Source organism: Zemynaea arenosa, assembly GCF_004614185.1.
GTDB lineage: Bacteria > Pseudomonadota > Gammaproteobacteria > Burkholderiales > Burkholderiaceae_D > Telluria > Telluria arenosa.
The window spans coordinates 1-12,866 of sequence record NZ_SPVF01000065.1 but is presented as its reverse complement, the minus strand read 5'-3'; the positions used below and the strand labels follow the sequence as shown (position 1 = coordinate 12,866).

Genomic DNA, 12,866 nt, shown 5'->3' with positions numbered 1-12,866 from the left:
CTTCTGGCCCGCGCGCTGGCGCGGCGCTGAGCCGGCCGCACGCTTGCCATCTCCAGGCGCCTGTTGGATACTCGGGGGCTATGCTGGAACACGCCCCCTTCCCCCTTCGCGTCGAGTGCCCGCCGGGCGCCTGCACTTGCCGGCGGGAAGAGCTGTACGCGGCGCCGGCGCCGGACCTGCGCCCGCTGCGCCTGACGCGCGAGGAAGAAAAGAAACTGATCGCGCGCATCGAGGCCATCACCACCTGGGCCGAGATGCAGCGGCTGGCCGGCAGGATGCACGAGCAGCTCGGCATCGAATTGAACATCATCCCCTCCGTCCGCGGTGTGCGCACCGTGTTCGGCCTCACGATCTCGCTCACGGAACGGCCCGGCCTGTGCCGCAAGGTGCGCGAATCGATTCCCCGCGCCGTGCGGCGCTGCCTCGACACCCACCCCGAGATCGTCTACGCGCTGCTGGATGAGCGCGGCCTGTTTGCCGGGCCCGACCTGGCAAGTTGACGCACGCAACCTGACGCACTTTTGACGTAGCACAGAGCGTGGGGGTTTCGAGTGAACCGCCCGCGACAGCGTTCCTCTATGGGTCAGCGGTCTTGACGCCGCCTTGTCACCAACCAGGGAAGGAGCGCTTACATGAATGCATTAGTACAAACCCCAGCCTTGCAGTCCCACCTGAACGCCCAGGTGTCGCTGCTGACGGAACTGACCAACAAGGTCTACGACGCCGCCCAGCGCATGACCGAAATGAACCTGCGGTTCGCCCAGCAGTGCATCCAGGACTGCGTGAACGCGTCGCGGCACATGCTGTCCGCCACCGACCCGGTCGAATTCGGCACTGCGGCGATGGCCTGCGCCATGCCGGCCTCCGAGCACGTGCGCAGCTACCAGCAGCAGCTGATGGGCGTGCTCACCGGGGCCCAGGTGGAGCTGACCCGCACCGCCGAGCAGCACATGCCGGAAGCCTCGCGCACCGCCACCGCGGTGGCCGACGAAGTGGTCCGCCGCAGCACCGAAGCCACCGAGAAGATTGCTGCCGAACACCGCCAGGCGATGGAACGCATGAACAGCGCCGGCCAGCAAGCCATGCAAGGGATGCAGCAGGGCATGCAAGGGATGCAGCAGGGGGTGCAGTCGGCCATGGGCCAGCGGCCGGACGGCCACGGCCAGCAGCATGCGCAGCCCGGCCCGCGCCCTGGCGAACGCGGCCAGGAGCCGGCCCGTGGCTAGACGCCGCTACCGCTCACTGCCTGGCCTGGAGGCGCTGTCGCTGTCCGGGTCTGGTCACGACAAGGTCCTGGAGCTGTTCCAGGCCTTCGAACGGCTGCGCCTGGACGATGAGGACGAAGGGGAGCCCGACATCGTCGGCCAGGCCTGCCACGAGCTGGCCATGGACGGCAGCGAAGACAACGACGCCTGCCGGGCCGAGGCGTATTGGGAACCCGAACCAGCGGTGGCGGTGCCGGCCGGCTGGACCAGTTCCGCCCCTGCCCCGTTCCTGCCGGCGCCCAGCGAAAACGCCTTCACCACCACCGCCTTTCCCGCCGCCCGCGCGGCCGGCATCGATATGCACTGCCTGGCCGGCCACCCGCCGGGCTGGCGCAGCCCCACCTGACGCAGCAAGCAAACGCAACCGTCAAACGCATTGAGGAGATTTTCAGACATGGCAACCGGAAAAGAGGACAAAGGCAATTCGCAAAAAAGCGCGGGCCACGCCCAGGGCCCGTCCAAGCGTGGCTTTGCCGCAATGGACGAAGCCCAGCAGCGCGAAATTGCCAGCAAGGGCGGCCAGGCCGCCCACCAGAAGGGGACCGCACACGAGTTCAACTCGGAGGAAGCACGCCGCGCCGGCCAGAAAGGGGGCGAAGTGGTGAGCCGCGACCGGGAACACATGGCCGACATCGGCCGCAAAGGCGGGGAAAGCCGCCAGGCCAACCGCGCCGCCGCCCAGCAGCACAGCAAGAGCGGCAGCCGCCAGAGCTCCACGCGCGACAGCGATGAATAAGCGCGCGCGATGACCGACCGGGGCGCGTCATGCCGCTTGCATGGGAATGCAAGTTGACCGGACAGCAGTCTTGCAAAGGACTTAACACAAGTTGTCAAGTTTGTTGCATCGGCGCGCCATTTTCTTGTCACGAATTTCAGTTCTGAAAGGAAATTATCGACAGTCACTTGCTGTATGGATACAGTGTTTTCCTTAAGGGCACGCGCCCTCGGACACACATACGATTCCAAAGTCCATGCAGCACACCGATTCCCCGTCCCGGATGTCCCGATTCCGCATTCCATTTGCGCTCAGTGCCCTGGCCCTGGCAGCGGCCACCTGCGCCGCGCAGGAAGCGCCAGCCGAGAGTGCGGCCAGCTTCACCGTCAGCGGCTTCGGCACGCTGAGCATGGTCCACAAGGCCGACCGCCAGTCCGACTTCGTCAGCTCCGTGCTGAATGCGAACGGGGCCGGCGCGACCCGCGTCAACAGCATCAACCCGGATTCCCGCCTGGGCGTGCAGTTCACCGCCACCTCCGGCCAGTGGACTGCCGTGCTGCAGCTGATCAGCGAGCAGCAGATCACCAACACCTGGCGCCCGATCGTCGAGTGGGGCAACATCAAGTACCAGGCCACGCCGGACCTGGCGCTGCGGCTCGGGCGCATCGCCCTGCCCATGGGCCTGGCGGCCGACTACCGCAAGGTCGGCTACGCCTTCCCGTGGGTGCGTACCCCGGTCGAGGTGTACGGCGCGATCCCGATCACCAACAGCGACGGCCTGGACCTGTCCTACCGCTGGAACCGCGGCGACGTCAAGAACGTGACCCAGGTTTTCTACGGCCGCAACAACCAGAAGGTCGGCGAGAACTCCCGCCTGCAGGCGCGCCACCTGGCCGGCCTGTCCAACACCGTCACCTGGGGCGCGGCCACCGCGCGCGTGTCCTACCTGACCACCGAATTGACCGTCGACCTGGCGCACGAAGGCTTTGTCACTTACCGCATGTTCGGCCCGGCCGGCGCGGCCATCGCCGACCAGTGGGACGCCGACCACAAGCGCGCGGACAGCCTGAGCCTCGGCCTGGCCTACGATCCCGGCACCTGGTTCGCGCAGGGCGAGATCGGCCGCGCCAGCACCCGGTCCTACCTGGGCGACCGCCATGTGGTCTACCTGACCGGCGGGGCGCGCCTGGGCGAGTTCACGCCTTACCTCGCGTTTGCCGCCTCGCACCCGCGCGGCGCCACCGCGACCGCCGGTGTGCCGCTGACAACGCTGCCGCCCGCCGTGCGCCCGACCGCGGCTTACCTCACGGGGGAACTGAACACCATCCTGCGCCATATCGCCGACCAGCACACCCTGAGCGCGGGCGTGCGCTGGGACCTGCGCGACAACCTGGACCTGAAGTTCCAGGTCGACCGCATCCAGCCGCGCGGCCAGTCCTACGGCACCTTCGTCAATACCCAGCCTGGCTTCGTGCCAGGCCACGCGGTCACGGTGGCCACCGCCGCCCTCGACTTCGTCTTTTGAGGAAGCCAGCCATGCGTACCTTCCTCCCCGCCCTGCTATGCGCGGTCCTGGCATGGCCTGCCTATGCCGGCGCCGCCGACCTGGTGGTCATCGTCTCGGCCCGCAGCCAGGTCACGGCCCTGCGCGCCGGGCAGGTGGCCGACATCTTCCTCGGCCAGATCGGCCGCTTCCCCGATGGCGCGGAAGCGATCGCGCTGGACCAGGCGCTCGGCTCGCCCCAGCGCGATGAGTTCTACAGCAAAGTCGCCGCGCGCACCCCGCCGCTGATGAAGGCTTACTGGAGCAAGATGATCTTCACCGGCCGCGGTCAGCCGCCCAAGGAAGCCGCCAACAGCGCCACCGTGCGCCGCATGGTGGCGGACAACCCGAACCTGATCGGCTACATCGACCGCGCCGCCCTCGACGCCAGCGTCAAGCCGGTGCTGGTGGTGCACTGACCGCCTGGCCGCGCATCGACCACCACGCACTGACGACCAGATCGCCCATATGATCGCGCCGCCGGCTCCCACTCCCGCCCTCGCGCTGGCTCCGGCCCGGCGCGGGCGCCAGCGCCTGCGCCGCTGGCTCGGCCTGGGCTTGGAAACCCACATCACGCTGCCGCTGTTCGCCCTGCTGCTGCTGGTCCTGCTGTGGATCGCCACGCTGCACATGATCGACAACGAGCGCGCGGCCGCCCAGGCGGGCGCGCGCGATGCCGCACGTGAGCTGATGGACACCTACGAGGCGCAGGTCGCGCGCAACCTGGGCGGCATCGACCAGACCCTGAAGGTGCTCAAGTACGCAGTGGAGCTCAAGGGCGTGGACGGCGCGCTGCCCGCGCTGGATGAAAAAGGCCTGCTGCCTTCCGGCCTGGTGTTCGTGGTCAGCATCGTCGACCGCAACGGCATGACCGTCGCCTCGCATCCGAACGCCAGGATGATCGACGTCTCGGAACAGGGCTTCTTCCGCTACCACCGCGACAGCGCGGCCGACCTGCCTTTCGTCACCCGCACCATGCGCGACGCGGCCAATCCCGAGTGGCACCTGCACTTCACGCGCCGCATCAACGACGCGCAGGGCCACTTCGCCGGCGTGGCCGTGGTGGAGGTCGACCCGGCCTACTTCACCAGCGGCTATGAGCGCAGCCGCCAGGGCGAGAAAGGCATGCTGGGCCTCCTTGGCGAGGATGGCCAGTTCCGCGCCCTGCGGATCGGCGACGTGGTGAGCTTCGGCCAGCCCGGCCCCGCCGACAACATCGACAGCGTGACCGCCATCTCGCCGTGGGACGGGGTGCGGCGGGTGATCAGCGTGCGCCGCCTGCACGGCTTCCCGCTGCTGGCCGCGGTCGGCCTGGCCGAGAGCGAGCAGATGGCAATCTTCCAGGAGCACCGCCGCAACTTCCTGCTGGCCGCCGCTTCGGCCAGCGCCGCGGTGGTGGTCATCGTCGCCCTGATCTGCGTGTGGTCCTGGCAGCTCACGCGCACCCGGCGCCGCATCCGCCGCGCGCAGGAGACCTATGCCGCGGCCTCCGAAGCCTCGCTCGACGCCTTCTTCGTGATGCGCAGCGTGACCGATGCCGACGGCAGCGTGGTGGACTTCGTGATCGACACCATCAACTCGCGCGCCGAACAGCTCACGGGCCTGGACAAGCACCGCATGCGCGGCCGCACCCTGCTCTCGATCGCGCCCGAGTGCCGCCACAACGGCGTGTTCGACGACCTGGTGATGGCCACCGTGGTCGGCGGCGTGCATGAGGCGGAATGGGAGAACGACATCTCCACCGTGCGTGCCCGCTGGCTGCACCGCCAGGTGATGGCGGTGGAAGGGGGCGTGGTGGCGATCGTGCGCGATATCACCGAGCGCAAATCGACCGAGGAGCGCATCCTGCACATGGCCCACCACGACGAGCTGACCGGCCTGCCCAACCGCTCGCTGATCCGCGACCGGCTGGACCAGTCGATCCTGCACGCGCGCCGCAAGCAGCGCGCGGTGGCGGTGGCCTTCATCGACCTGGATGGCTTCAAGCTGGTGAACGATGGCCTGGGCCATAACGCGGGCGACGAGCTGCTCAAGATCGTCGGTGAGCGCATGGGCCGCTGCATCCGCCGCGACGACACCCTGGGCCGCTTCGGCGGCGACGAATTCGTGATCATCCTGACCGACCTGCCGCACGACCCGCTGGCCATCACGCCGGTGCTGGAGAACGTGCGCCAGGCGGTGGCCGAGCCGGTGCTGCTGGAGGGCCAGGAGGTGCAGGTGTCGGCCTCGATGGGCGTGGTGATGTACCCGCGCGACGGCGACGACCCGACCACGCTCATGATGAACGCCGACGCGGCCATGTACCGCGCCAAGGATCTCGGCTCCAACAACTTCCAGTTCTACACGCGCGAGATGAACGCCACCGTGGAGGAAAAACTGGTGCTGCTGGAAGGCCTGCGCAGCGCGGTCGAGCAGCAGCAGTTCAGCCTCCTGTACCAGCCCAAGGTGGACCTGCGCACCGGCCGCATCTTCGGTGTCGAGGCGCTGATCCGCTGGCACCACCCCGAGCACGGCCTGGTGCCGCCGGTGCGCTTCATTTCGCTGGCCGAGGAAAGCGGCCTGATTCTGCCGATCGGCGAATGGGTCCTGCAGACCGCCTGCGCCCAGAACAAGGCCTGGCGCGATGCCGGCCTGCCGCCGATCACCATCTCCGCCAACGTGTCGCCGCGCCAGTTCGAGGACAAGCGTCTGGTGGAGCGCGTGGCCCAGGCCCTGCGCGACTCGGGCCTGCCGGCCGGCGCGCTGGAGCTGGAAGTCACCGAAAGCCTGATCATGCGCGACCTGCAGCAGGCCATCGAGCGCATGAGCGACCTGGAAGCCATGGGCGTGCTGCTGTCGATCGACGATTTCGGCACCGGCTATTCGTCGCTGTCGGCGCTGAAGTCCTTCCCTATCTCCACCCTCAAGATCGACAAGACCTTCGTGCGCGACCTGGCCAACAGCCCGGACGACCAGGCCATCGCCATGGCGGTGATCTCGCTCGGGCACAAGCTGAACCTGCGGGTGATCGCGGAAGGGGTGGAGACCGAGCAGCAGTTCCGCTTCCTGCGCGAGAACGACTGCGACGAAATGCAGGGCTATCTGTTCTCCCGTCCCGTCCCGGCCGCGGACATCGCCCGCATGCTGGCCGAGCAGGCCGCATGTGGCGCCACCGTGCCGAATTTTATGCAGGCACTGGACATGGCGGATGAACCTCTCGAATAATACGAAAACTATTAAAAATATAAACAATATAAAAACGAGATGACAGCTCCGGAAAAACCCCGTTCTCCCCTCGCGCGCCTGTTCATGGGCGCCGACCACACCCTTGACCGGCTGCTCGCCTACTGGTTCGCCACCTGCGCCTTCTATATGGCGTCGCTGGCGGTGTTGGTGGCCGAGATCCTGGCCGGCACCACACCGCCGCAGGCGGGCCTGATCCTGATCGGCGCCGGCATGGCGGGAGTGACCTCGTTTTATCTGCTGGTGCGCTTCTCCCAGCGCCTCGGCCTGGAATACTGGCAGCTCGCGCTGTACCAGGCCGTGTGGGCGATGGGCTGCATTATCGCGGCCTATGCGATCACCGGACCGATCCGCGGCGCCAGCATGTCGCTGATGCTGGTGGTGATGGTGTTCTGCACCTTTGCCCTGCGGCCGCGCCAGGCCGTGGCGCTGGCGGCGACGGCGGTGGTGTGCATCGGCGTGACCATGTGGTGCATGGCGCGCCTCGATCCGGCCCAGTACCCGCCCGCGGTGGAGCTGATGAACTTTATCCTGATCGCGCTGGGCATGACCGGCGTGACCGCGCTGTCCGGCGCCATGAACCGGCTACGGGCGCGCCTCAAGGACCAGAAGGCGGAGCTGCAGAAGGCCCTGGAGCGCATCCAGACCCTGGCCACCATCGACGAACTGACTGCGCTGGCCAACCGCCGCCATGCGCATGCCGTGCTGTCGGCGGAAGAGGAGCGCATCGACGGCGCTCCCGGCCCGGTGTGCGTGGCGCTGCTGGACCTGGACCATTTCAAGCTGGTGAACGACCGCTACGGGCATGCCTGCGGCGACGCCGTGCTGCGCGCGTTTGCCGATGCGGCGCGGCCCGAGGTGCGCAACCGCGACCTGTTCGCGCGCTGGGGTGGGGAGGAATTCCTGCTGATGCTGCCCGATACGCGGCTGGAAGACGCGCACCGCGTGGTGGCACGCATGAAGGAGCGCGTGGCGAGCGTGGAGGTCGATGGCGTGCCGCCGGCGCTGCGCATCACCTTCTCGGCGGGCGTGGTGCAGCGCAAGGCGGGCGAGCCGCTGTCCGATGCGATCACCCGCGCCGACCAGGCCATGTACACCGCCAAGTCCACCGGGCGGGATCGCGTTATCGCCGCCTGAGGCGACCCGGCCTGCGCCCGCCCGCAGCCGCGGAACCGGTGGCCGCCCACCGGTAACGCGCTGTGTCAGCGCAGCTCGGGGTGCTCCGGCAGCCCGGCGGTGAGTGCCGCCTCGGCAGCGAGCCTGGTCACCAGCGGGTCCGCGTGCGCTGCGTGCAGCACGCTGGCCACCTGCGGCGGGCGCACGAAGCCCTGCTCGTGCAGGTGATCGACGAAGCGCAGCAGGCCATCCCAGAACCCGTCCGTATTCAACAGGCCGACCGGCTTGCGATGAATCCCCAGCTGGGACCAGGTGAGCATTTCGAACAGTTCTTCCAGCGTGCCGAAGCCGCCCGGCATGGCGATGAAGCCATCGGCCAGGTCGGCCATCAGCGCCTTCCGCTCGTGCATGTCGCGCACCACGTGCAGCTCGGTCAGGCCGGTGTGCCCGACCTCGCGCGCCATCAGCGCCTGCGGGATCACGCCGATGGCGGTGCCGCCGAGGCGCAGCACTTCATCGGCGATCACGCCCATCAGCCCGACGTTGCCGCCGCCGTAGACCAGGCGCAGGCCGCGCGCCACCATCACCTGCGCCAGTTCGCGCGCGGCCGCCGCATACACGGGCGAGACGCCGTGCGAGGCGCCGCAATACACTGCAATCGACTTCATGGATGTTCTGCCTTGAGGGGAATGCCGGGACGCTTTATTTTCCCGAGATTTTCTTGAGATATTCTTCCGACAGCTTCTGGAACAGCAGCCGCGTGTCGCCGCGCAGGCAGGGGCCGATCTGGGACAGCACCTGGTAGCAGCCGCGCGCCAGCGCCTCCGACATCGACTGCTGCTCCGAATACTTGCGCGGGTTGCGCACATATTCGTAGGACAGCCAATAGGTCGCCACCACCACCATATTGGTCGCCAGCGCCCCGATCTCGGCGTCCGAGGCTTCGAGCGAACCTTCACTGCGCAGGTCTTCGCACAGTTCGCGCGCCACGCGGATCTTGTGGTTGAGGATCTCCTTGAAGTGCAGCTCCAGCTTGCGGTTGCGCGACAGGAGATCGTTCAGGTCACGGTAGAAGAAGCGGTAGCGCCATACCAGCTCGAACATCGAGTGCAGGTAGAACCACACGTCCTCCAGGTTCGAACGGCGGCCTTCCGGCACGATCAGCATGCGGCCAATCTCCGCCTCGAACTGGGCGAAGATGGAGTTGACGATGTCGTCCTTGTTGCGGAAATGGTAGTACAGGTTCCCGGGCGAGATGTTCATCTCTTCCGCGATCACCGTGGTGGTGATGTTCGGTTCGCCGAATTCGTTGAAGAGCCGCAGGGACAGTTCGAGGATGCGTTCGCGGGTTCGTCGGGGCGCTTTCTGGAGCATGGCTATGCTGGGGAGTTTTCCGTGAGCATAACTGAAGTCGATGCGGCTTGCACGGTCATTTCGCCCGCGCTTTCCTTGGCGCCGGCGTGGTCGCGCCGTCGAGGCGCGCGGCCAGTTCGTCGATGCGCGCATGCAGGGCCTCGATGTCGCGCCGCGACGGCACGCCGATGGCCGCCAGCGCGCGCGCCACGCGCTCCTCGAACACTTCTTCCAGCGCGCCCGTGCCATCTTCCGCGCGTTCCGGGAACGAGCGGGTGCGGCGCTGCAGTTCGGCGCCCTCCTCCACCAGCCTGTCGAAGGACTCGTTGTCCTGCTGGGCCTTGGCGAAGGCGCCCAGGCCCGCCTGCCAGATCTGCGCGGCGACGCTGCGGATCGCGCCCGCCAGCTGTTCGTCGTCCTGCACCGCGCCCGGCGCCTGTTTCGCTTTCGGCTTGCCCGCCATGGAGTTACCTCGTCAGATGAATGTCGGGTGCCATTGTAGGCAGGCCCGCTAGAGATGGGGGTCTAAAAAGGGCCTAGAACTTGGGCCGGTCCGGGCGCGGGACTTTGCGCTCCTCGGCGCCGAAACTGGTGCCGCGGCGCTTGGCGCGGATGAAGGACTTGGGGCCCAGCAGCTTGCCGAAGAACGAAGGCACGGCCTTGAGTTCATGGCCGCATTCGAGCAGCTCATTCTTGCCCTCGACGATGGACAGGTCCAGCGCCTCGGAGGCGTAGCGCCCCATGCGGAACACGATGCTGTGCCGCCCCGGCTCGACCGGGAGCACGACCTGCTGCCCTTGCATGATGGTGCCGGCTGTGCCGCCGTCCACGTAAATGGTGTAGGTGGTCGGCTTGCGTTCCCATCCGACTTCTCGGCGGATGACCAGGTTGGGCATGCGGGTCCTCGTTCTAATGCTGGGTGTACGCGGCGCTGCCGTCCCGCTGCCGGGACAGGAGGCGGAAACCTTCGCGGATATTCTCGCGCAGGGCCGCGCCCTTCCACGGCTTGGTGTAGAAGCGGTCGATCGCGCCTTGGTTGATCGCCGAGATGATCGGAGCCAGGTCGGCGTAGGCGGACAGCATTATACGGAAAGTGTGCGGGGCCAGCGTCTTGGCGCGTTCCATGAACTCGGTCCCGCTCATCATCGGCATGCACTGGTCGCACAGGATCACCTGCACGTGGTGGCGCGCCAGCAGATCGAAGCCCTCGGCGGCCGAATGCGCGGTGAGGATGCGGTAGCCGTCCTGCGCCAGGAAGTCCGACAGCACATCGAGCATGAAGCTGTCGTCGTCGACGATCAGGAGGGTCGGCTTGTCCTCCTCCGGATGCTCGCCCGGCGCGGCCAATGCGTGGCCCTGCGCCAGCATGGCCTCGAAAGCGCTGGCCTCCACCGGGCGGCTGAACCAGAAGCCCTGGATCTCGTCGCAGCCATGGCGCCGCAGGTAGGACAGCTGGGCCTCGCGCTCCACGCCTTCCGCCACAGTCTTCAGGTTCAGGCTGTGCGCCATGTTGATGATGGCGAGGACGATGGCCGCGTCGTCCGGGTTGCTGGTCACCTCGCGCACGAAGGCGATGTCGATCTTCAGCTTGTCGAGCGGGAAGCGCTTCAGGTAGGCCAGGCTGGAATAGCCGGTGCCGAAATCGTCCACCGAGATCTGGACCCCGAGCGCCTTCAGGTTGCGCAGCACCGCGATGGTCTGCTCGGCGTTGGACATCAGCGAGCTTTCGGTGAGTTCCAGCTCCAGCAGCTCCGGCGAGATGCCGTGGCGGCCGATGGCGCCCTTGATGTCCTCCTCCAGCGTCTCGACCACGAACTGCACGCCCGAGACGTTGACGGAGACCTGCACCGGCATGCCCGCCCGGCTCCAGCCCGCGATCGCGCGGCAGGCTTCCTCGATCACCCACTGGCCGACCCGTACGATCAGGCCGGTCTCTTCCAGCACCGGGATGAACACGGCCGGCGACACCATGCCGTGGCCGGGCCGCTGCCAGCGCAGCAGGGCCTCGGCCCCGCTGATGCGGCCCGAGCCCAGGTGGACCTTGGGCTGGTAGTACAGCACGAATTCTCCGTGGTCGATGGCGTGGCGCAGCGCGTTTTCCAGGTCCAGCCGGGCCATCGACTCCGCGTTCATCTCGGCGGTGAAGAAGCGAAAGGCGCCATTGCCATCGGCCTTGGCGCGGTACATGGCGTTGTCCGCGAAGCGCAGCAGGGTCTCGGGCTCGGCGGCATCGGTGGGATACACGGCCACGCCAATGGACGCGGTGAGCGAGAGCTCCCGCCCATCGAGCACGAACGGACGGGCGATCGCTTCGCGCAGCTTGTCCACCACCACCATCGCGCTGCGCGGGCTGTCCGGCAGCATCAGGATGGCGCCGAATTCGTCGCCGCCGAAGCGGCCGATGGTGTCGCGCACGCGCAGGGTCTCGACCAGGCGGCTGGCGAACAGCTGCAGCAACCGGTCGCCGCAGCCGTGGCCCAGGGTGTCGTTGATGGTCTTGAAACGGTCGATATCGAGCAGCAGCACGCCGACCGACCAGGCATGTCCCTGGGCCTGTTCCAGCGCGCGGCCCAGCGCCACCTTGAACTGGGTGCGGTTGGGCAGGCCGGTGAGGGTGTCGAAGTGCGAGAGCTTGAGCAGGCGCTGTTCGGTGGCTTTGCGCTCCGAGATGTCGCGCACCACCGCGACCTGCATCCAGCCCGCGCCCGCGCGCAGGGTGCGGCACTGCAGTTCGGCTACCAGCCTGGCGCCGTCGCGGCGCGTGAGGGTGGACTCGGTGATCGCGCCGCTCTGCTCCGCCACCTGCAGCAGCTCGTACAGCTGGCGCAGCGCGGCGGGGGCACTGTCCAGCGCCTGGCCTTGCAGGGCGAGGAATTCGTCGCGGCCGTAGCCGAACATCGCGCACGCGGTGGCATTCACGTCCACGAAGCGCAGCGCGGTGCGGTCCAGCAGGAAGATGGCGTCGGCGGTGGCGTCCATCGCGGTGCGGAAGCGGCGCAGCTCTTCGTCCAGCCGCTGCCGGGCGGCCAGGTCCGACTTGAGCTGGGCGTGGTGCAGGCGGATCTCGTCGTACAGCTGCAGGTTTTCGTAGGCCACCGCCACCTGGGCGGCGACCGTGGCAGCCACCCGTTCATCGACTTCGCTGAAAGCGCCGGAACCGGTCTTGTCGGCCAGGTACAGCCAGCCCCGCACCCGCTCACGCACCACCAGCGGCACGCCCAGGAAGGAATGCACGGGCGGATGGTCGCCGGGCAGGCCGAGGTCTTGCGGGTCGCCGGACAAACCGCTCTGGCGCAAGGGCTGCGCGCGGTCCAGCAAGGTGCCCAGCACCCCCGCGCGCGGGCTGCCGGCCAGTACCGCGGTGGACGGCTCCTCACCGCAGGGCATCACCAGCGCGGTGCCGCTGCCGTCCTCGCGCAGCACGCCCACGCAGGCGTAGCGCGCCATGCAGATGTCGCGCGCCACCCGGCAGCCGGTGCGCAGCAAAGCATTGGGATCGCGCTCGGCGCTGAGCGAGATCCCGAGATCGATCAATGCGGTCAAGCGCAGGCTCACGGCCTGCAGGCTGGTGAGCGAATTCGCCAGCTGGTCGGTCATGTGGCCCACGCTGCCGGCGGCGCCTGTGCTGCCCGCCGCGGGCGCGGGGCTGGCC

13 protein-coding genes are annotated in these 12,866 nt (G+C 67.8%); 8 read left to right on the top strand and 5 right to left on the bottom strand.

Translation table 11 applies throughout. The annotated features are described in order from the left end of the window. Positions 1 to 80 precede the first annotated feature (80 nt). The 8 genes from E4L96_RS04330 to E4L96_RS04295 all read left to right on the top strand — a co-directional run bounded on the left by E4L96_RS04330 (position 81) and on the right by E4L96_RS04295 (position 7,882). Positions 81 to 500, top strand: a complete 420-nt coding sequence (locus E4L96_RS04330) for a hypothetical protein (RefSeq protein ID WP_135206001.1) — start codon at positions 81 to 83, stop codon at positions 498 to 500. Positions 501 to 632: 132 nt separating this feature from the next. After that, positions 633 to 1,226: a phasin family protein gene (phaP, locus tag E4L96_RS04325; RefSeq protein ID WP_135206000.1), complete on the top strand. Its 594-nt coding sequence runs from the start codon at positions 633 to 635 to the stop codon at positions 1,224 to 1,226. Continuing rightward, complete coding sequence (locus tag E4L96_RS04320) at positions 1,219 to 1,611, top strand: hypothetical protein (RefSeq protein ID WP_135205999.1); 393 nt, start codon at positions 1,219 to 1,221, stop codon at positions 1,609 to 1,611. Before phaP ends, E4L96_RS04320 begins: the two co-directional genes overlap by 8 nt. A 48-nt stretch (positions 1,612 to 1,659) precedes the next feature. Continuing rightward, positions 1,660 to 2,001 carry a KGG domain-containing protein gene (locus E4L96_RS04315; RefSeq protein ID WP_135205998.1) on the top strand — a complete coding sequence of 114 codons (342 nt, stop codon included), beginning with the start codon at positions 1,660 to 1,662 and terminating at the stop codon, positions 1,999 to 2,001. 262 nt (positions 2,002 to 2,263) lie between these two features. Then, positions 2,264 to 3,505, top strand: coding sequence for a porin (locus tag E4L96_RS04310; RefSeq protein ID WP_229414216.1), 1,242 nt, complete (start codon positions 2,264 to 2,266; stop codon positions 3,503 to 3,505). An 11-nt stretch (positions 3,506 to 3,516) separates the two neighbouring features. Then, the gene (locus tag E4L96_RS04305; protein ID WP_135205996.1) at positions 3,517 to 3,942 is read left to right on the top strand and encodes a type 2 periplasmic-binding domain-containing protein; all 426 of its coding nucleotides are present in this window, start codon (positions 3,517 to 3,519) and stop codon (positions 3,940 to 3,942) included. 49 nt (positions 3,943 to 3,991) lie between these two features. After that, entirely contained in the window at positions 3,992 to 6,727 is a 2,736-nt protein-coding gene (locus E4L96_RS04300) for a bifunctional diguanylate cyclase/phosphodiesterase (RefSeq protein WP_135205995.1), read from the top strand. Between the two features lie 39 nt (positions 6,728 to 6,766). Further along, entirely contained in the window at positions 6,767 to 7,882 is a 1,116-nt protein-coding gene (locus E4L96_RS04295; protein WP_135205994.1) for a diguanylate cyclase, read from the top strand. 65 nt (positions 7,883 to 7,947) lie between these two features. Here the strand turns inward: E4L96_RS04295 and E4L96_RS04290 are convergent, their stop codons facing one another. The 5 genes from E4L96_RS04290 to E4L96_RS04270 form a co-directional block, all read right to left on the bottom strand. Continuing rightward, positions 7,948 to 8,529 carry an LOG family protein gene (locus E4L96_RS04290; RefSeq protein WP_135205993.1) on the bottom strand — a complete coding sequence of 194 codons (582 nt, stop codon included), beginning with the start codon at positions 8,527 to 8,529 and terminating at the stop codon, positions 7,948 to 7,950. A 34-nt stretch (positions 8,530 to 8,563) separates the two neighbouring features. Next, on the bottom strand, positions 8,564 to 9,235 hold the full coding sequence (locus tag E4L96_RS04285; protein WP_135205992.1) for a TetR/AcrR family transcriptional regulator: 672 nt from the start codon (positions 9,233 to 9,235) through the stop codon (positions 8,564 to 8,566). A 55-nt stretch (positions 9,236 to 9,290) separates the two neighbouring features. Then, on the bottom strand, positions 9,291 to 9,677 hold the full coding sequence (locus E4L96_RS04280; RefSeq protein ID WP_135205991.1) for a phasin family protein: 387 nt from the start codon (positions 9,675 to 9,677) through the stop codon (positions 9,291 to 9,293). A 73-nt stretch (positions 9,678 to 9,750) separates the two neighbouring features. Beyond that, positions 9,751 to 10,110 carry a hypothetical protein gene (locus E4L96_RS04275; protein WP_135205990.1) on the bottom strand — a complete coding sequence of 120 codons (360 nt, stop codon included), beginning with the start codon at positions 10,108 to 10,110 and terminating at the stop codon, positions 9,751 to 9,753. Positions 10,111 to 10,123: 13 nt separating this feature from the next. Then, positions 10,124 to 12,866 (bottom strand): EAL domain-containing protein (locus tag E4L96_RS04270; RefSeq protein WP_135205989.1); only part of this gene is annotated, 2,743 nt, incomplete at its 5' end.